The organism is Salicola sp. AFF1 (genome assembly GCF_056783195.1).
The window spans coordinates 132,415-152,543 of the sequence record NZ_JBXAYL010000001.1; the positions used below are offsets into that span (position 1 = coordinate 132,415).

Annotated in this window: 14 protein-coding genes; 7 read left to right on the top strand and 7 right to left on the bottom strand. The window is 62.9% G+C overall.

Annotation, left to right across the window (positions count from 1 at the left end; all coding sequences use genetic code 11):
- The first annotated feature begins 5 nt into the window (after positions 1–5).
- Positions 6–2,315, top strand: a complete 2,310-nt coding sequence (gene ptsP / locus AC1RQI_RS00700) for a phosphoenolpyruvate--protein phosphotransferase (protein WP_481903361.1) — start codon at positions 6–8, stop codon at positions 2,313–2,315.
- A gap of 91 nt (positions 2,316–2,406) precedes the next feature.
- Positions 2,407–3,660, top strand: coding sequence for a patatin-like phospholipase family protein (locus AC1RQI_RS00705; protein WP_481903250.1), 1,254 nt, complete (start codon positions 2,407–2,409; stop codon positions 3,658–3,660).
- A 23-nt stretch (positions 3,661–3,683) separates the two neighbouring features.
- Here AC1RQI_RS00705 and hslU read toward each other — a convergent pair whose 3' ends face one another.
- From hslU to argS, 4 genes are all read right to left on the bottom strand, one after another.
- The gene (gene hslU, locus AC1RQI_RS00710) at positions 3,684–5,015 is read right to left on the bottom strand and encodes an ATP-dependent protease ATPase subunit HslU (RefSeq protein ID WP_481903251.1); all 1,332 of its coding nucleotides are present in this window, start codon (positions 5,013–5,015) and stop codon (positions 3,684–3,686) included.
- Between the two features lie 11 nt (positions 5,016–5,026).
- Complete coding sequence (gene hslV / locus AC1RQI_RS00715) at positions 5,027–5,557, bottom strand: ATP-dependent protease subunit HslV (RefSeq protein ID WP_416633647.1); 531 nt, start codon at positions 5,555–5,557, stop codon at positions 5,027–5,029.
- Between the two features lie 86 nt (positions 5,558–5,643).
- Entirely contained in the window at positions 5,644–6,177 is a 534-nt protein-coding gene (locus tag AC1RQI_RS00720; RefSeq protein ID WP_481903252.1) for an SPOR domain-containing protein, read from the bottom strand.
- An 11-nt stretch (positions 6,178–6,188) separates the two neighbouring features.
- Positions 6,189–7,943 carry an arginine--tRNA ligase gene (argS, locus tag AC1RQI_RS00725; protein WP_481903253.1) on the bottom strand — a complete coding sequence of 585 codons (1,755 nt, stop codon included), beginning with the start codon at positions 7,941–7,943 and terminating at the stop codon, positions 6,189–6,191.
- A gap of 183 nt (positions 7,944–8,126) precedes the next feature.
- On the opposite strand from argS, the gene AC1RQI_RS00730 reads away from it, so the two are divergent.
- Positions 8,127–9,392, top strand: a complete 1,266-nt coding sequence (locus AC1RQI_RS00730; protein ID WP_481903254.1) for an alkaline phosphatase PhoX — start codon at positions 8,127–8,129, stop codon at positions 9,390–9,392.
- Positions 9,393–9,395: 3 nt separating this feature from the next.
- On the opposite strand, the gene AC1RQI_RS00735 is transcribed toward AC1RQI_RS00730, so the two are convergent.
- On the bottom strand, positions 9,396–10,448 hold the full coding sequence (locus AC1RQI_RS00735; RefSeq protein ID WP_481903255.1) for an AraC family transcriptional regulator: 1,053 nt from the start codon (positions 10,446–10,448) through the stop codon (positions 9,396–9,398).
- Positions 10,432–11,358, bottom strand: a complete 927-nt coding sequence (locus AC1RQI_RS00740) for a GGDEF domain-containing protein (RefSeq protein WP_481903256.1) — start codon at positions 11,356–11,358, stop codon at positions 10,432–10,434. The genes AC1RQI_RS00735 and AC1RQI_RS00740 overlap by 17 nt, the downstream gene beginning before the upstream one ends.
- Positions 11,359–11,570: 212 nt before the next feature.
- Between AC1RQI_RS00740 and AC1RQI_RS00745 the strand changes: the two genes are divergently transcribed.
- The gene (locus tag AC1RQI_RS00745; RefSeq protein ID WP_481903257.1) at positions 11,571–14,162 is read left to right on the top strand and encodes a TonB-dependent receptor; all 2,592 of its coding nucleotides are present in this window, start codon (positions 11,571–11,573) and stop codon (positions 14,160–14,162) included.
- 84 nt (positions 14,163–14,246) lie between these two features.
- The gene (locus tag AC1RQI_RS00750) at positions 14,247–16,256 is read left to right on the top strand and encodes a phytase (protein ID WP_481903258.1); all 2,010 of its coding nucleotides are present in this window, start codon (positions 14,247–14,249) and stop codon (positions 16,254–16,256) included.
- Between the two features lie 4 nt (positions 16,257–16,260).
- Here the strand turns inward: AC1RQI_RS00750 and AC1RQI_RS00755 are convergent, their stop codons facing one another.
- The gene (locus AC1RQI_RS00755; protein WP_481903259.1) at positions 16,261–18,438 is read right to left on the bottom strand and encodes a primosomal protein N'; all 2,178 of its coding nucleotides are present in this window, start codon (positions 18,436–18,438) and stop codon (positions 16,261–16,263) included.
- A gap of 160 nt (positions 18,439–18,598) precedes the next feature.
- Between AC1RQI_RS00755 and rpmE the strand changes: the two genes are divergently transcribed.
- Positions 18,599–18,820 (top strand): 50S ribosomal protein L31, encoded by a 222-nt coding sequence (gene rpmE, locus AC1RQI_RS00760; protein ID WP_416633657.1) that lies wholly within the window; start codon positions 18,599–18,601, stop codon positions 18,818–18,820.
- Positions 18,821–18,861: 41 nt separating this feature from the next.
- A complete protein-coding gene (locus tag AC1RQI_RS00765; RefSeq protein WP_481903260.1) occupies positions 18,862–20,127 on the top strand; it encodes a malic enzyme-like NAD(P)-binding protein in 1,266 nt (421 codons plus the stop codon).
- The last annotated feature ends 2 nt before the right edge of the window (positions 20,128–20,129 follow it).

Here is a 20,129-nt window from a genome sequence, read left to right on the forward strand (position 1 = left end):
CCACAATGCTCAGCACGCTTCGCAGTATCGTCCAGGAACTGAATGGGATCAATAATCTGCAGGATGCCCTGGACACCATAGCGGCGCGTGTTCAGGCCGCCATGCAGACCGAGGTCTGCTCGGTTTACCTTTACGACAGCAAATCCGGCTGTTACGTGCTCAAGGCCACCGAGGGTCTCTACAAGTCGGCCGTCGGCCAGGTCCGTATTGCGCCCTCGGAAGGGCTGGTGGGCCTGGTGGGTGCGCGTGAGGAACCGATCAACCTTGAGGATGCCCAGAAGCATCCGCGCAACCGTTATTTCCCGGAAACGGGGGAGGAGCGGTTTGGTTCCTTCCTGGGCGTCCCCATTATCCACCACCGGCGGGTCCTGGGTGTGATCGTGGTTCAGGAGACCCAGAATACCCGGCGCTTTGATGAGGGCGAGGAAGCCTTCCTGGTTACCATCTCGGCGCAATTGGCGGGTGTCATCGCTCACAGTGAGGCCACCGGGGCCATTGGTGGGTTCTCGGTCAGCGGGGACCAGGCCCGGGATGTGGCGTTCAGTGGCGTGGCCGGCGCCCAGGGGGTGGCGATTGGCGCGGGTGTGGTGGTGTTCCCGCCCGCGGACCTGGATTCGGTGCCCGACAAGCGCTGTGAGGATGTGGAGGTGGAGATTGAACGCTTCCGCGTTGCCGTGGCGTCGGTGCGTGAAGACGTGGAACAGGTGGGCGAACGTCTTGCCCCGCAATTGAGGCCGGAAGAACAGGCGCTGTTTGAGGTCTATCTGCGCATGCTCCACGACCATGCGTTGCCCGGTGAGGTGGAGACCCGCATCCGCGAGGGCCTTTGGGCCCAGAGTGCCCTCAAGGCGGTGGTGAACCAGTACGTCCGTCACTTCGAGATGATGGGCGATCATTATCTGCGCGAACGGGCGGTGGATATTCGGGATCTGGGGCGCCGCTTGCTCTCCCATCTGCAGGAGGGAGAGTCCACAACGCCGGAGTACCCGGAACAGACGATCCTGGTGAGCGATGAGCTCACCCCGGCCATGCTGGGGGAAGTGCCCCAGGGGCAGCTGGTGGGCCTGGTATCGGTGCGCGGTTCGGGCAACTCCCACGTAGCCATTCTCGCTCGTGCCATGGGGGTGCCCACTGTGATGGGCCTGGTGGATATTCCGGTGGCGCAGCTGGATGGCCGGGAACTGATTGTTGATGGCTACGAGGGCCAGATCTTCGCTTCGCCATCCACGGATCTCAAGGCGTTCTTCGAGTCCATCATTGAGGAAGAGCAGGAACTGGTCAGGGGGCTGGAAGAGCTGCGTGACAAGCCCTGTGAAACCCTGGATGGCCACCGGATTCCGCTGTTTGTGAATACGGGGCTGATCACGGACGTGGTGCGGTCGCTCAGCCACGGCGCGGAGGGGATTGGCCTGTACCGCACCGAGGTGCCGTTCATGATCAACGAGCGGTTCCCATCGGAGCAGGAGCAGAAAGCCTATTATCGCGAGCAGCTTGAGGCCTTCGCCCCGGCGGAGGTGACCATGCGGACCCTCGACATCGGGGGTGACAAGGCGCTGACCTACTTCCCGATCGTGGAGGAGAATCCCTTCCTGGGGTGGCGCGGTATCCGGGTGACCCTGGATCATCCGGAAGTGTTCCTCGTCCAGATCCGGGCGATGATCAAGGCCAGTGAGGGGCTGGACAACCTGCGCATCATGCTGCCGATGATCAGCAACGTGGCCGAGATTGAGGAGGCCCAGCACCTGATCTATCGGGCCTGGCACGAGGTGCGTGATGAGGGCTACCAGCTGGCGATGCCGCAGGTGGGGGTCATGATCGAGATCCCGGCGGCGGTGTACCAGGTGCGGGAGATCGCGGCCCGGGTGGATTTCGTGTCCGTGGGATCGAACGACCTGACCCAGTATCTGCTGGCGGTGGATCGCAACAATCCGCGCGTTGCCAGCCTTTACCATTCCTATCACCCGGCGGTGCTCCAGGCGCTGTGCCAGGTGGCCCAGGACTGCCATGATGTGGGCAAGCCCGTCAGCATCTGTGGTGAACTGGCCGGTGACCCGGGCGGGGCGATCCTGTTGCTGGCCATGGGGTATGACGCCCTTTCCATGAACGCCTCCAACCTGCCACGGATCAAGTCCGTGATCCGCGGCATCGATATGGCCATGGCACGGGGGCTGCTGGCGGAGGTGCTGGCCCTGGATTCGCCCCATGTGATCCGAAGCTGTGTGGAGCTCGCGCTGCGTAAGGCCGGGGTGGGCCGGTTCATCCGTCCTGAGCGCAGTGGCTCCGGCGCGCGGGAGCTGGCGGCTTCACAGGAGTGATTGGCGGTTAACTGTCTTCCCCGTTTCTAGTATGTGTACTCTAGAAGACGTCGTTAGTCTCGGGGGAGCTACTCGGATTGAGGGGTAATTCATGGAGACACGGTCGCGCAGTTCTTCTGAGCGCCCGCAAGGGCGGCGGATCGGCTTGGCTCTGGGCGGGGGCGGTCCGCTTGGCGGCATCTATGAAATCGGGGCACTCCGTGCCCTGGATGAGGCGTTGGAAGGCGTTGATTTCAATGACCTCTATGTCTATGTTGGCGTCAGTGCCGGCTCCTTCGTGGCGGCCAACCTGGCCAACCAGATGACGACCGCACAGTTGTGTCGTATCTTCGTCAAGAACGAGGCCGACGTGCACCCCTTCCACCCGGAAGTATTCTACCGGCCTGCGTTCCGGGAGTATGTGCGCCGGGCCATGGCGGTTCCGGGCCTGCTTCGCGAAGCTCTGGGGCGTTTTGCCAGCAACCCCTATGACCAGAGTCTTCTGGATGCTCTGACGGTCCTGGCGCAGGTGGCGCCAGCAGGGCTGTTTGATAACACAGGCCTGCATGAGTATCTGCGCCGTGCCTTCAGCATGCTTGGCCGGACCAACGATTTCCGCCAGCTTCGCCACCGGCTCTACATCATTGCCGCCGATCTGGAAAGCAGTGAGGCAGTGCGGTTGGGCGCGCCCGGCTTTGATCATGTGCCCATTTCGCGGGCTGTTCAGGCCAGCATTGCCTCGCCCGGGGTCTACCTTCCGGTGGAGATCGACGGCCGCTTCTATGTGGATGGCACGCTGCGCAAGGGGTTGCATGCCTCCGTTGCTCTGGAGGATGGGGCGGATCTGGTGCTGGCCGTTAATCCGCTGGTGCCCATTGACGCCAGCGCCGCGGTGCGCGCGGGGACGATGAACGCCGGGGCACTGACGGACTCGGGGATGCCCAACATTCTGGGTCAGACGTTCCGGACCATGGTCTATTCGCGCATGGAGGCGGGCATTGCTCAGTACGCCGAGCAGTATCCGGATTCCGACATTGTGCTGTTCCAGCCGGAACGTGATGACGCCAAGCTGTTCTTTTCGAATGTGTTCAGTTTCCAGTCCCGGCGTATGGTCTGCGAGCACGCCTACCAGATGACGCGGCGTGACCTGCTGCAGCGGGCGGACGAGCTGGAAAGCCAGCTGGCGCCCCATGGCATCAAGCTCAACCGGGACATTCTGGCGGACGAACAGCGTACCATCAGCACCAGCCTCTATGGCGAGATGCTGCCGGTTTTTGTTGCCAGGGAAGGTAAGCGCCGGAGCCGCTTTGGCTCCGGCGTGGAGCAGGTCTCGGGGCTGATCAACAGCGCCCGGCAGATGCTGTGACGGCCACGAGACCGGGCTGAGCCTTACAGGATGTAGCGGCTCAGGTCCTGGTCTTCGGCCAGCTCGCCCAGCTGCTCATCCACATAGGCTGCCGTGACTTCAAAGGTGTTGGTGATCCGGTCACCCGCATCGAACGAGATGTCGTCCAGCAACTTCTCCATCACGGTGTGCAGCCGCCGCGCGCCAATATTTTCGGTGCTTTCATTGACCTTCCAGGCGATCTCCGCAAGGCGGTCCAGCGCTTCCTCGGTAAAGGTCAGTTCAACGCCTTCCGCGCTCATCAGGGCTTCATACTGGGCCACCAGCGACGCGCGGGGTTCGGTCAGGATCCGCTTGAAATCGCTTGGTGTCAGGGCCTTGAGCTCCACGCGGATGGGCAGCCGCCCCTGCAGTTCCGGGATGAGGTCCGAGGGCTTGGTCAGGTGGAAAGCACCGGAGGCGATGAACAGGATGTGATCCGTGTTGACCATGCCGTACTTGGTGCTGACGGTACTGCCTTCGATCAGCGGCAGCAGGTCGCGTTGGACGCCTTCACGGGAAACGTCCGAGGAGCCCTGTGAATCACTCTTCTTGGCGACCTTATCCAGTTCGTCCAGGAAGACGATGCCGTTCTGTTCCACCACCTGGATGGCCCGCTGCTTGATCTCTTCCTCGTTGATCAGCTGAGCAGCTTCTTCCTCGCGCACCTGCTCAAAGGCATCCGCCACGCGCATCCGCTGGGTCTTGCGCTTGTCGTTGCCCATGCTGGAGAACAGGTTCTGGAGCTGGCTGGTCATTTCCTCCATGCCCGGCGGGGTCATGATCTCGACGCCACCGCTCTGGGCACTGACTTCAATATCGATTTCCTTATCATCCAGCTCGCCTTCGCGCAGTTTCTTGCGGAACATCTGGCGGGTGGCGTTGCTGTTGTCCGCCTGGTCGTCGTCATCCTGGTCCCTCGGCGGGCGCAGCAGGGCATCCAGGATCCGGTCTTCCGCGGCGTCCATGGCGCGATCCCGGACCCGGGCCATCTCTTTCTCGCGCAGCAGCGACAGGGCGTTTTCGGTCAGGTCGCGGATGATGGACTCAACATCACGGCCCACATAGCCCACCTCGGTGAACTTGGTGGCTTCAACCTTGATGAAGGGCGCTTCCGCCAGTTTGGCCAGACGCCGGGCGATCTCGGTCTTGCCCACGCCCGTGGGGCCGATCATGAGGATGTTCTTGGGGGTGATTTCTTCCTGGATCGCGGTATCCGCCTGCATGCGCCGCCAGCGGTTGCGCAGGGCGATGGCCACGGAGCGCTTGGCTTCGTCCTGGCCGACGATGTGGCGGTTGAGTTCGTCAACAATTTCCCGGGGGGTCATGCCTGCCATGGAATCTCCTGTCAGTCGCTGGGTTCGATGATTTCCAGCGCACGGTTATGGTTGGTGTAGACACAGATGTCGGCGGCGATGTCCAGGCCTTTCTCGGTGATCTCATGCGCCGAGAGCTCGGTGTTCTCGAGCATGGCCCTGGCGGCCGCCTGGGCGTACGGGCCACCGGAGCCCATGGCGATCAGGCTCTCTTCGGGCTCGACCACGTCGCCGTTGCCGGTGATGATCAGTGAGGTTTCCGCGTCCGCTACGGCGAGCATGGCCTCAAGCCGCCTCAGGGCCCGGTCCGTGCGCCAGTCCTTGGCCAGCTCCACGGCGGCGCGCGTGAGGTTACCCTGGTGTTTGTCGAGCTGGGCTTCAAAGCGTTCGAACAGGGTGAAGGCGTCCGCCGTCCCGCCCGCGAAGCCGGCCAGGACACGGCCGTTGTACAGCCGCCGTATTTTCCGGGCATTGCCCTTCATGACGGTATTGCCGAGCGAGACCTGACCGTCGCCGCCCATAGCGACTTCGCCATCACGGCGTACTGAGAGAATGGTTGTCATGCGTGCTCCCGTGGTTGCCGGGTTGTGGAATCTGTTTCGAGATGGGGGCGCGGTATTGCCTTTTCAAGGGGGCTCCGGGGCAACGGTCAGCCGTTGCCTTTGGCCTCGCGCTTGCGGATCAGAGGTTGGATGTTGATCTCGACCAGTCGGTCCATGGCTTCGTTCATGCGGCTGCGGGAGTCAAAGGGGCCGACCATGACGCGGTACCAGACGCCGCCGTCATCCACACTGACCTCGGTAATGCGGGCCCGCAGGCCCTGGAATCCCACCTGGGCGCGCTGGCGTTCGGCGTCTTCCTGGCTGCGGAAGGAGCCGGCCTGGAGGATGTATTCGAGGTTGCGTTCACTTTCGGGTTGTTCCGGTTCGTATGCTTCGATATCCGGCGTGGCCACCTCGGAGTCCGGAAGCATCTCGTAGAACTGGAAATCCGGTTTTTTGTCGCTGTTTTCGTTTTCCGGAGCTGGTGCCGGCTCCGGCTCCGATGGGGACTGCGTACCAGCCTGGTCGGTGGTGCTTTCGGGTTCCAGCGAATCCAGGTAGACAAGAAAGCTCGCGAACCCTGAAAGCAGCGCCACCGGAATCAGCCATCGAAGGGAGGTGGTCTTTTGCTTGCTCGCCATTATGGCTCCCTTTACATGGATTCCGGCGCGTTAACGCCAAGCAGCTCAAGACCGTTGGCCAGTACCTGCTGAACCGCCAGCGAGAGGGCGACCCGGGCCTGGCGCAACGCATCGTCGTCCACCAGAACTTTGTGAGCGTTGTAGTAGCTGTGGAAATGGCCCGCCAGGTCCCGCAGGTAATGGGTGAGCTGGTGGGGTTCCAGCGCTTCCGCGGCCCGGCCCAGGGTCTCCGGGTAACGCGCCATCATGGCGGCAATGTCCTTTTCTTCTTCCAGCTCCAGGTGTTCCAGGGTCTCCGGCTCCAGACTGACGGTGGTGTCCAGACCCTGGTTGCGCATTTTTTCCAGCATGCTGCAGACACGGGCATGGGCGTACTGGATGTAGTAGACCGGGTTGTCCTTGCTTTCGGACTTGGCCAGCTCCAGGTCAAAGTCCATGTGCTGTTCGGCCTTGCGCGTTACATAGAAAAACCGGGCCGCATCCTTGCCCACTTCGTCGCGCAGTTCGCGCAGGGTGACGAAGGAACCGCTGCGGGTAGACATGGACAGCCGCTCGCTGCCCCGGTACAGGATGGCGAACTGCACAAGCTGGATGTCCAGGCGGCCTGGGTCCACCCCGAGTGCTTCCATGGCGCCGCGTACCCGGGCCATGTAGCCATGATGGTCCGCGCCCCAGACGTTGATGACCTTGTCAAAGCCGCGCTCGAACTTGTTCAGGTGATAGGCGATGTCCGAGGCGAAGTAGGTGGTTTCGCCGTTGTCCCGGCGCACCACGCGGTCCTTGTCGTCGCCAAAGGTGGTGGCGCGGAACCAGGTGGCGCCATTGGCCTCGTACAGGTGGCCGTTACGCTCCAGGCGCTGCAGGGCGCTCTCAATCTCCGGGCGCAGGCTGCGTTCGGAAAACCACTCGTCGAACTGGATGCCAAAGCCGGCCAGATCCTGCTGGATGTCCGTTAGGATGGCATTGAGCGCCAGGTCGAACACCCGGGCGAAAGCTTCCTCTCCAATGTGTGTGCGGGCGCTCTGGACCAGGCCATCAATGTGGGTTTCCTTGTCGCCACCCTCGGGTTCGTCAGCTGGAACGCCGCTGAAGACGCTTGCCGCCGGGTGTTGCAGGCTCTCCCCCTCATCGGCCCGCAGCTGGCGGGCGATGGGCAGGATGTAGTCACCGCGATAACCATTGGAAGGGAAGGTGAAGGATTCGCCGCCCTGTTCCAGGTACCGCAACCAGACGCTGAGCGCGAGGATGCTCATCTGCCGGCCTGCGTCATTCACGTAATATTCCCGGTGCACGTTGTAGCCCACGGCCTCCAGCAGATCGGAAACACTGGCCCCATAGGCGGCGCCACGGCCGTGGCCCACGTGCAGCGGACCGGTGGGGTTGGCGGAGACGAACTCCACCTGCACCGACTTGCCCTGGCCCAGGTCCTGGCGTCCGTAGGCCCTGCCTTCTTCGCGGATGGTGCGCAGAACGTCGAACTGGCTGGCACGGCTGATGAAGAGATTAATGAAGCCGGGGCCAGCGATTTCCACCTTTCTGATGGCGCTGTCATCGGGCAGTGCCGCCACCACCCGGTCCGCCAGTTCGCGCGGCTTCATGCCCGCGGGTTTGGCGGCCTTGAGCGCAACGTTGCTGGCGAAATCCCCGTGGTTACGGTCACGGGCCGGTTCCACCTCCACACTGGGCGTGGATTCCGCAGGGATGATGCCGTCGGCGGTGAGGGTTTCAACAGCGTGCTGGAGCAGTTCGGCGATGCGGTCTTTCATGGGGAACAGTGGCCTGGTGTGCGTTTGGGCTTTGCGGTGTTTAATGAAGAGGCGCCATTATCGGTGAATCCGGGGTGAGACTCAATCAGGGGTCATACGGGCTCAAGGGGATTCCGGGGGCGTCATCGCTGCGTAACGAAACTGTCGCAGGGTATCCCAGTATTCACCACAGAGGAGTGAGCTATGGCGAACAGGCAAGGGGATACGTATCAGACGCAGCATCCGCAGCGCCGCCGCTTTCTGCAACAGTCGCTTGTAAGCGCTGGTATTCTCGCGGGGGGCATCGGCCTATGGGGGTGCGGTGCCCCCAGGGCGACAGCGGCGGACAGCCCATTGGAACCCGCACGCCTGGCTGAGGCGGCACGCCGGCGCACCCGCGTGACGGTGGGCGACACCGAGGTCTGGATCCCCACCGGGACCCGTATCCGTGAGGTTGCCCGCAGTGGCGCCGCGCCGGTCTCGGGCGGTGACTACCCCTGGCATCCCCTGCCCGATGGTGGCGCGACCTTTGAGACGGAAGACAGGGGCTGGATCTATGTCTCCAACAGCGAGGTGCGTGAGCCGGGGCAAGGAGGCGTTGGGGCTCTGCGCTTCAGTCGGGATGGTTCGGTGGTTGCCGCCTATGGGATCTGCGCCGGCACACACTCCAACTGCGCGGGCGGGCCCACACCCTGGCGGACCTGGCTATCTTGCGAGGAATACGAGCACGGCCAGGTTGTCGAGTGCGACCCATTCGGGGAGCAGCCCGCCGAGGTGCGTCCGGCCCTGGGAACCTTCAAGCACGAGGCGGTGGCAGTGGACCCCGTCAATGGTTACCTGTTCCTGACCGAGGATGAACCGGATGGGCTGCTGTACCGGTTTACGCCGGATGACTGGCGTGAAGGGGGACGCCCCGGGCTCGCCAGCGGCCGTCTCGAAGGGCTTGTGGCTGACGCGGACCCGTTACAGGGTGACACAGGGGTTCGGTGGGAGCCGGTTCCAGACCCGTTGTTTGAGGGGGATACGCCGACGCGCAGGCAGTTGCGCGAGCCTACCCGCTTCGATGGCGGGGAAGGCATCTGGTACCACCAGGGCCGCATCTTCTTCGCGACCAAGGGGGACAACCGGGTCTGGTGGCTGGATCCCGCCCGCAACCGCCTGCAGGTGGTGTACGACCGTCGGCGCGGCTCGCTGGATCCGTCCATTGCGGATGTGGATAACGTCACCGTCTCCGGTCGCGGCGAGGTGGTCGTGGCTGAGGACGGTCCCGAAATGCGCCTGGTGGTTCTGGGGCCGGACATGGTGGCGATGCCTGTGGTGGATTTCGTGGGCCACCGGGACAGCGAGATCTGCGGGCCCGCCTTTTCACCGGATGGCGATCGCCTTTATTTCAGCTCACAGCGGGGGCAGTCTGGCCAGCCCGGCGATGGCCGCACTTATGAGTTGAGCGGCATCCTGGGCGTTATCTGAGCCTCAGGGCAGTAACTGCGTTTGGAAGTGGGCGGGCGTCAGGCCCGTCCAGCGCCGGAAACTGCGACGGAAGTTGGCTTTGTCCCCATTGCTGAGGCGCTCGGCGATGGCATCCGTTCCCAGGCCCAGGATTTGGGACAGGTACAGGCTGTAGTGAAAGCGAACCTCGTCCTGCAAGGCCTGGAAATGAGTGTCCCAGGCCCGGAGTCGGCGTTTGAGCGAGGAGGGGGTCATGCCCATTGCCTGGGCGGTGGCGCTCAGGTCCAGGGGCGTTTCGGCGTGGCGCATCAGAAGGTGATAGACCACTTCCGGCAGGGTTGCGGGCGCCGGGGTGGTGGCTTGGCTCTCCGCAAGCTGGTGACTGGCAACGCTGAACAGTGTTCGCGAGCTGTCCGTCCAGGCGCTGGTCAGGTCTTCCACGGGCAGGATGAGCAGGTCGATGCCGGCCTTGAAATGAAGCCGCTGCCCAAGATTCACCTCATGAACAGCGGTGTTGGCGGGGGTTCCCTGAGAGAAGAAAAAGTGCCACTCCGGGGGGTGTCCTGAGCGGTGGCGGGCTAGCCCATAAATGGCGGCCATCATGGCCAGGGACAGGAAGGGCGCGACCCGTCCGGCACCGGCATTGATCCAGAACAGGTAGGCCCATGGGTCATTGCGCCACCATCGGGGAACAAGCAGTGGGCACAGGTGGTGGCGGTGCTCGTGGATGCCTTGCAGCGCCTGCTCGAGGTTGGGAGAGTGCTGAAGGAGCGGACTCAGGGCGCCATAGTGGCCGGGCAGCAGCTGGCGCCCCCAGAGCAGGGCCAGTTCCTGGGCCGGGCCCTGTTGCTGGACGTTTCCTACCAGGCGCCGGAATTGCTGGTCCGAAATCATGGCCTTGCCGGTTAGTATGTCGGCCGGGAAGAGGCCGGTGTGACGGAGCAGCCGGTGGTCGGGAATGCCACGGTCCCGTGCCAGTTCAATGAGCAGGGCGGGCTGGTGATGGGCCGGCAAATGGCGTTCGTCCGGTGCCCGCCATTCATCCAGCCTCGCAGCGGCCTTATGCGGCGGATTCACAACCATCGGCTCCTTGTTCTTTGGCGCGCAGCAGCGCCTGGTTGGCGCGGTTCATCAGTTCCGACGGCGAGGCGCTGAGCGCCAGGGCAACGCCCGCGCTGGCGGTGATGGGGGCGCGCTCGCCTTCGCGGCTGGTGCGATAGGCGAAGTGGCGCACTGAGGCAATCAATTCCCGCGTGATCAGGTTCGCCATCGCTTCGCCGGTGTGTGGCAGCATGATCGCGAAACGGTCCCCGCCGTAATGGCAAAGAAGATCACCGTCCCGCAGGCTCAGTAGCAGGAGTTCGGTCACGGACTGGAGCATCCGGTCCCCTTCCTGGACGCCGTAGCGCCGGTTGATGCGGTCAAAATCGTCCAGGTCCAGCATGATGAGCGACACCGGCACGCAATCACGACGGGCCCGTTTCAGTTCCATCTCGAGCTGTTGATGCAGGTAGGCCGCCGAGGCCAGCCGGGTGACCGGATCCACGTTCCGGTGTTCACGCATGAACCGCTCGCGGTTACTGAGCTGGCTCATCAGGATGCGCTGCTCCTGGTACCAGCGGATCAGTCCAAGCGTCAGGAGCACCATGCCGATCGGCATGGGCAGGTTTTCCAGCCAAGTGTCCCAGAGCTGGACATCCGGTATCAGCAGGAATTCATCCAGGCAGTCCTGCCAGAGTGCAACAAAGATCAGGCCCAGCCCCACAAAGAGCCAGTTGCTGACGCGGCCCGCCGGCCGGCTTCCAAGAATCAGCAGCGCCCACGCGAGCACCAGCAACGCCCCGCCGCCTTCGCCGAAAACGTCCAGCCAGTCGATATGGGCCCACCCCCGGGGCTCGCCCAGAAGGGACGCGGACACTAGCGACGCGGGCAGATAGAGGGCCACGCAAAGCCATTTGAGGGAGTGCAGTTTGAGGGTTCGGAGCAAGGTCGGGTCACCGTGGTGCTGGGACGTTCATGAACTGCGGTGATGGATAGCAGATGGGTGTGACGGGCGGATGACAGCGGCGGGGGTCAGATGGGCTCAGGGGCTTTGGCGAGTGGGAACATAACTGTCACCTGAGTGACACCTGGCGCCCCCACTGTATTGGCCACGCACGGACCCGACCGGTGTCCGAACCAATCAGAGGGAGTACAGTTATGAGTCAAAATGGTCCCAGGATTCATCAACCCCGATGGCGCCCCACGCTGTTGGGGATGGCCATTGCCGCTGTCTGCATGCCGGCGCTGTCTGAAGAGCAGGAACCAGCGGAGACCCCGGTCCAAGCTGCCGATGAGGAAATGGTGGTGATTGGCCAGACCGCCCAGATCCGGCGGGCGCTGGCGGACCAGCGGGCGGCGGACAATCTCCAGAGCATTGTGCATTCCGATGGGATCAACGCGTTGCCGGATGGCAACGCTTCGGAGGCATTGCAGCGCCTGCCTGGCCTTTCCATTGAGCGGGATCAGGGGGAAGGTCGTTTTGTGCGTATCCGGGGCACGGCACCGAACCTGAACAACACCACCATTGACGGCGTCCGGGTGCCGGCCCCGGAGGATGATCAGCGCGCGGTTGCGCTCGATGTGCTGCCGACGGACCTGATCGATTCGCTGGTGGTGACCAAGGCGCTGACGCCGGATATGGATGCGGATGCGGTTGGCGGGAACGTGGATGTTCGCAGCGTCTCGGCCCTGGACAGGGATGGGCCTTTCTACAAGCTATCGGGGCGTGCTGGCTATAACGACCTGACCGAGGAAGCCAACCCCAAGCTTGGACTTTCGGGAGGGCGGACCTTCAATATGGCAGGCGGCCGGCTGGGCGTTGCCGCCGCACTCAGCTATGAAGACCGGGATTTCGGTTCGGACAACATTGAGACTGGTGGCAGTTGGGATTTTGAGGGCAGTGAGCCCGGGCTCGGGGAGATTGAGCAGCGGGATTACACGTCCATCAATCGGGAACGCACCGGCCTCGCGGTCAACCTGGATTTTGAGCAGGATGCCCAGAACCGTTATTACCTGCGGACCATGTACTCTAGGTTTACGGATGACGAGCAGCGCAATGCCAACATCCTGAGTTTTGATGATCCGCTGGTGCCGGGTGATACGGCGGCCCCCGAAGAAGTTGAGCGCGAACTGAAGGATCGGGTTGAGACCCAGGAGATCCTGTCCGCCAAGTTTGGCGGTGAGCATGTGATTGATGCCTGGACCCTGGCGTACAAGGCCGCTTACAGCGAGGCGACCGAGAAAGAGGGGCCGGATGAGCTGGCATTGGGTGAGGCCATTTTTACGCCCATCACGCCAGTGGCGGGGGCCAGTTACAGTGGCACCAAGCGCCCTCACTTCAATCTCCCCGATAACTTCTATGACAACCGGAATTTCGTGCTGGATGCTGCCGAGCTTGAACATGGGGATGTGTCCGACGAGGAAACCAGTGCCCAGTTCGACCTCAAGCGGGATTTCATCATCAATACCCATCCCGCGAGCGTGAAGGTTGGGGCCAAGGCGAGCCGTCGCACCAAGGAGCGCGATATCACGCTCTATGCGTTCGAGGACTTTCAGGACCACGGTTTCAGTCAGGACCAGCTGACCGCGGACAACCTCGCCAATGGGCCGGCGGATTGGCCTTTTGGCCGATTCGGTGACACGCTCAAGCCTGGGCCGATCCGGGATATTCTGGGTCAGCTGGATCGGAGCCAGTTCCTGGATGAAGAAGCCTCGCGCGCGGAAGACTTCACCATTGATGAAGACATCAACGCGGGCTACCTGATGGGCACCATTGACCTCGACCGCCTGCGGCTGACCGGTGGCGCGCGCTATGAGGCTACCCGTCTCGACGCTCAGGGAACCCGTTATAACGCGGAGGCCGAGCGCTTTCAGGCGGCATCGTCTTCCAATGATTACAGCAATGTTCTGCCTTCGCTGCATGCCCGGTACGAACTGACGGACCGGACCCTGGTGCGCTCCTCCTTCTTCCAGTCTCTGTCGCGGCCGGTCTTTGAGCAGCTTTCACCCGGCATCCTGATTGATGAGAACGAGGCGGAGTTCGGCAACCCGAACCTGGATCCGCTTGAGGCCAGCAACCTGGATTTCGGTATCGAGCACTACATCAGTGATACCAGTGCCCTCTCGGCGCATCTGTTCTACAAGGACATTGATAACTTCGTGTTCGAGACCGATCTGGCCGGCACCGGTCAGACCCGGCGCGGGCTGGACATGAACAACTATGCCGAGGCGACAACCTTTGAAAACGGCGAAGGTGGTGAGATCACGGGCCTGGAGCTGGCCGGCAGTCACCGTTTCCGGGGACTGTCCGGCTTCTGGAGCGGTCTGCTTGTGAACGGCAACCTGACGCTCACGGATTCGGACGCCACCATAGCAGGGTATAACCCGGATGCCGGGCGTTTTGAGCAGCGCGACATTGCTATGCCGAGACAGTCCGATGTGACCGGTAACCTGAGCATCGGTTACGAGGATCCATGGTGGAGCCTGCGTCTGGCGGGCAGTTATAAGTCCGAGTATCTGCTTGAAACCGGCGATCCGCTGGACCCCAGCGGGGATATCCATCAGGGCGACCACTTCCAGCTGGATTTCTCCGGCCGCTACAACCTGACGAACGAACTCCAGTTGACCCTCGATGTGGTCAACATCAATGACCGGCCCTACTACGCGTACCAGAACCGTGAGTCCTACAACGCGCAGAACGAAGCCTACGGTCGCACCTACCGGCTGGGGCTGACCTACGCCAGCTTCTGAGCAGTGGCAACTGTTGATCGGCGCTCTTCTGGATCCGGTGTCCAGGAGAGTGCGGCTTTTCTGGGATCTGAATGAGGTAATCGGATGACAATGAACGCAGCGCAACAGGGCCGACCCGGCCTTTCCATGGCTGTTATTGGTATGCTGCTACTGGCGGGCGGGTGCAACCAGCCGGCCCCGAACAGCAGCGACGTGTCGGCGGGTGCCGAAGCGGGCGACGATGCGGGATTGGGCGTTGGCGAAGCCGGCCGGCTGGCGTTGCCGGGTGAGTGGGCCGCGGCTGTCAGGGGCGGGGATCAACCCCTATGGCTCAGCGTTGGGGAGACCAGTGGTGCCCGTCTTCATGATGGACGCGGTCGAGCCGTGGCACACTGGGATCGACCGCTGGAGTACCTGGATGTGTTGGCGCCGTCCGAGGAGACAGGAAATGGACTGGCAGCCAGGACCCTCTATGCCAGTTACGACAACCGTAGCGACCGGCCGTTGCTGTTCGGCATTGATGCCGATGGCCATGCGCCCGGGTTCCAGCCCATTCTGGAGGGAGGGGCCAGGGATTATGCCGTGGAGGATGTTTGCCTTTACCGGTCGGGCAAGGGCACGCTCTACCTGTTTCTGATGGGCGGGGATCATCGCGCCCATCAGATGGTGGTGACTACCGAAGCGGGCGACTACCGCCTGCGCCCCGTACGGTCGGTGCCGACACCACCGGGCGGAGAGTATTGCGCCGTGGATCAGGCCACCGGGACGCTGTACGTGAGCGAGGAGGACCGGGGCATTTACGCCTATGAGGCGGATCCGGAAACCTCCGTGCGCCGGATCATGGTGGAGGCTGCGGCACCCTGGGGGCATCTGGGAGCTGGCCCGCGTGATCTGGTGGCTGGCGCGGGTGAGCTCTACACCCTGGAGCGCGACCGCCCGGCACTGCATGGCATCCGCAGCGCTGCTGGCGGCCACCGTTATGAGGGGCGCCATGGATTGCCGGAAACGCCAGCGCCGGAGACCGCGACACTCAGCCGGGCCAACGGGAGGCGTCATCTGGTGGTGTTTGACGAACAGGTGGAGCGGTTCACGCACTTTACGTTGCCAGCCAGGGCAAGGCCGGAGCCACCTCAGCCAATGCCCGAGGTCAGGGCCAGCCTGGAGACCCAGCCCGTCGCCAGCCCGGGTGATGCCGCGGACGATCCGGCGGTCTGGGTGCACCCAGACAAACCCGGTCAGAGCCTGATTCTGGGCACCGACAAACAGGCAGGGCTTTATGTCTATGACCTGATGGGGCGGCAGCGCCAGTTCATCGGCAATGGCCGGGTCAATAATGTGGATGTTCGCTATGGCGCCAGCCTCAATGGCAGAGACGTGGATGTGGCGGCGGCAACCAACCGCACGACCCAGACGATCAGTCTCTATGCCATAGACCGCGAGGCGTCTGAGCTTTCGCTGGTGACGGAAGTGCCAACACAGCTGGATGAGATCTACGGCTTCTGCCTGTATCAGCCTGATGGTGGGCCGCTCTATGGTTTTGCCAATAGCAAGGATGGCACCGTGGATCAATTCAGGCTCTTGGTTAACGGTCCTGAATGGTCCGGGGAGCGTGTGCGGCGCTTCAGCGTACCGAGTCAGCCCGAGGGGTGCGTGGCCGATGATGAGCGTGAGCGACTGTTCTTGGGGGAAGAGGCCAAGGGCATCCATGCCATCGGTGCGAACCCGGAGGATGGCGGTGAGACAAGGCTGGTGGCATCCATCGATAATGAGGTTCTGTTTGCGGACGTGGAAGGGCTCAACATCTATCAGGGGGCGGAGCGGGATTACTTGGTCGCTTCCGCCCAGGGGAACAATGCCTATGCAGTGTATGAAGCCGCGCCACCGTTTGAGCCCCTAGGCGCTTTCCGTATTGGTATGAATCCGGGGGCCGGCATTGATGGCGCTTCCGAGACGGATGGCTTGTTTGCCGCCAGTGCCGGCCTCGGGCCCGCGTTCCCCGAGGGAGTGCTGGTGGTGCAGGACGGGCGCAACGTCATGCCCGAGGCCAACCAGAACTTCAAGGCCGTGCCCTGGGAGCGTATCCGCAAGACGCTGGCTCTGGAGGAGGAACCGTGACCGGCTAGTCCAGGCTTTGCGGATCCACGTCGACAGCCCAGCGAACGCCGCCGGTGGGGCGGTTCTGCTCCAGGTAGCGGCAGAGCTGGTTGGTCAGGCGGTGGAGGGCGGGGCGGTCCTGGCTCTGGAACAGGATCTGGGCCCGGTGCCGATTGGCCTTGCGGGCGATGATCGCTGGGAAGGGGCCTAGTACGGAAACGGGCGCTGGGCTGGCTTCGGCGCGGCGGGCAAGGTCGTCCAGAAGGGCGAGGCAGTCAGCCATGGACGGCGCCTCTGCACGCACTGCCGTCATGAAGCTGGCCGGTGGCAGGCCCGCCTGTTCTCTTTCATCCAGCAGCGTGTCCGCAACACTGGGATAGTCCCCTGAACACAGCTGGTTGAGCAGGGGGTGCCCGGACTGGCAGGTCTGGATCAGAACCCGCCCCCCGCGCTCACCACGACCAGCACGGCCGGCCACCTGGATGACCAGCTGGGCCAGGTGTTCGGGGCCCCGGAAGTCGCTGCTGAACAGCCCGCCGTCCGCGTCGAGAATCCCAGCGAGCGTGACACCAGGGAAGTCGTGACCCTTGGCCAGCATCTGGGTGCCTACCAGGATACAGGGGGCACCCTTGCGCACTGGGGCCAGCAGTTCGTCCAGCTGACCACGCCGGCGGGTGCTGTCACGGTCCACCCGGATCACCGGGGTCTCCGGAAAACGCTCCGCCAAAAGGGTTTCCGTCTTTTCCGTGCCCTGGCCGACGGCATTCAGCCCCTCCTCACCGCATTCCGGGCAGGTCCGGGGGACCGCCTGCTGGTGGCCGCAGTGATGGCAGCGCAGGCAGTTGTCGAAGCGGTGATAGGTCAGTCGGGCGTCGCAGTGCGGGCACTCAATGGGGGCGCCGCATTCGAAGCACATCACCACGGGCGCGAACCCACGGCGGTTGATGAAAAGCAGCACCTGGTCGCCGGCCTCGAGTGTCTTGCCGATGGCCGCCAGGAGTGGCGGTGACAGTCCCCCCTTGAGGGGGCGGCTGCGTACATCCACCAGCTCGGTTCGGGGCAGGGTGGCGTTACCGGCACGGCGTTCCAGCCGGTGCAGGTGGTATCGGCCCCGTCGTGCGTTGTACCAGGACTCCAGGGAAGGTGTGGCGGAGCCCAGGATCACCGGACAACCACTCTGCCAGGCGCGGTAGATGGCCAGATCCCGCGCCGAGTAGCGGAAGCCTTCCATTTGCTTGTAGGAGCCGTCGTGCTCTTCATCCACCACGATGGTTACAAGGTTGGAATAGGGCAGAAGGACGGCGGAGCGGGTACCGATCAGGATCAGTGGTTCGCCCTGGCGCACGCGGGTCCAGGTTGCAAGGCGTTCCGTGGCGTTGAGCGCCGAGTGCCAGACGGCGATGCGGGCCCCGAAATGGGTCTCGAACCGCGCCAGCGTCTGGGGGGTGAGGCTGATTTCGGGTACGAGCACCAGCACCTGCGCCTGGTCCGGGGTTGCCGCGATCCGTTGCTTGATGAACTCCATGTAGAGCTCGGTCTTGCCGCTACCCGTAATGCCGAAAACAAGGTGGCTGGCGAACCCCTTGCCGGGCGCGTTGAGGTCTGAAAGAACCGCTGCCTGTTCCTCATTGAGTGCTATCGAAGGGGCCGCCGGCCAGCTTTTTGTCGCCTGGCTGGCGGTGCGTTCTTCAGCCAGGCCGCGCTTTTCCAGGTGTTTTACAGCTTCCCGGCTGAAGCCGGCTGCCTTGATCGAGACCAGTGGTTGGCCGGGATGCTGGTTGAGCCACTCCAGCAGCTCGCGCTGGCGCCGGGCCTGAGAGGGAAGGCTGGAGGTGTCATGGGTGGTGGCCAACCAGATGGTGGGCTGTGGCAGACTGGCGGTTGCCCCTCGGCGCAGGGCCGGAGGCAGGGCAGCGAAAACGCACTCGCCGGGCGGATGCTGGTAGTAGTGGGCGGCCCAGAGCAGTACATCACGGGTTTGTTGCGGCAGTACCGGCCAGTCCTCCAGTGTGGCTTCTATGGGCTTGAGGGTCATATCCGGCGGATCCGCAGGATCCAGTTCCATGACCAGGCCCAGCGTGCGCTGGCGACCCAGCGGTATGCGTACCCGCTGGCCGGGGCTGAGTGCCATGCCATCTGGGATACGGTAATCGAACAGTTGGCGTACCGCACGGGGCAGGGCGATGCGGGCAATTGTCGCCAACGGGGTCTCCTTGCGCTGGGTTTTGAATCTGCTATGATGCGCTGCTTACACAGTGGCCGAGGTGCCGGCCGAGAGTCTGCACCGGAATCCCAAATGTTTCAAATGCGGTGCCCGGCACAAGGCCCGGGTGGCGGCATTGCCTGAGTAGATGAGGTCAACCATGAATCACGACATTCAACCGCAATACAGTGAAATGAAAGCGACGTGCAGCTGCGGCAACGTCATTCACACCCGTTCCACTGTGGGCAAGGACATCCATCTCGATGTGTGCTCGGCTTGCCATCCCTTCTATACCGGTAAGCAGAAGGTTATGGATACCGGCGGCCGGATTGATAAGTTCAACCGCCGTTTCCGTGGCAAGATCGGTGGCGGCCGCAGCTGAAGCGGCCGGAGTTCTCTATATCCAGAAACGGAAGATTGGCCATGTCTGAAGATATGAAGCAAGCAGCGCTCGACTACCACGCCAAGCCGCGTCCGGGTAAGCTCAGCGTGGAAGTGACCAAGCCGACCCAGACCGCGCGGGACCTATCCCTGGCGTACAGTCCTGGCGTGGCGGAGCCGGTGCGCGAGATTGCCAAAGACCACGAGAATGCCTACCTCTACACCAGTAAAGGCAACCTGGTGGCTGTTATTTCCGAGGGTAGTGCCATTCTGGGGCTGGGCAATCTTGGTGCGCTGCCCAGCAAGCCTGTGATGGAAGGTAAAGGCGTGCTGTTCAAGCGCTTCGCCGGCATTGATGTGTTCGACATCGAGGTAAACTCCGAGAGCCCGCAGGCGTTCATTGAGACAGTGGCTCGTATTGCGGATACCTTTGGCGGCATCAATCTCGAGGACATCAAGGCACCGGAGTGTTTCGAGATTGAGCGTGCGCTGATCGACCAGTGCAATGTGCCAGTCTTCCATGATGATCAGCACGGTACGGCCATCGTGACCGCTGCCGGCATGCTGAATGCGCTGGAGCTTCAGGGCAAGGCGCTGGAAGATGCCCGGATTGTCTGTATGGGAGCGGGCGCGGCAGCTGTTGCCTGCATGAAGATCCTCATCAGCTGTGGGGCGAGCCCCGAGAACATCATGCTGCTCGACAGCAAGGGCGTGGTTCACGCCGGCCGCGAGGACCTGAACCAGTACAAGGCCATGTTTGCGGTTGAGACTGAGCGTCGTACGCCGGCGGATGCGCTTGAGGGAGCCGATGTCTTCGTTGGGCTTTCCGGTCCGGACCTGCTGACGCCGGAGATGCTCAAGTCCATGGCACCGAACCCGATCGTGTTTGCCTGCTCCAACCCGGATCCGGAGATCAAGCCGGAGCTGGCGCTGGAAACGCGCGAGGACATCATCATGGCCACCGGGCGCTCTGATTACCCGAATCAGGTGAACAATGTGCTGGGTTTCCCGTTCATATTCCGGGGGGCTCTGGATGTTCGCGCCAGTGAGATCAACGAGGAAATGAAGGTTGCCGCGGTACACGCGATCCGTGAGCTTGCCAAGGAATCCGTGCCTTCCAGTATTGCTCAGGCCTACGGTGTGGGTGGGTTTGAGTTTGGTAAGGAATACATTATTCCGAAGCCGATGGATCCGCGTTTGCTGGAGTTTGTTCCGGCCGCCGTTGCCAAGGCAGCCGTGGACAGTGGTGTAGCCGGGAAAGGCTACCCGGAGCACTACCCGCTCAGGTCGATGGAAGACATTATCTGAGG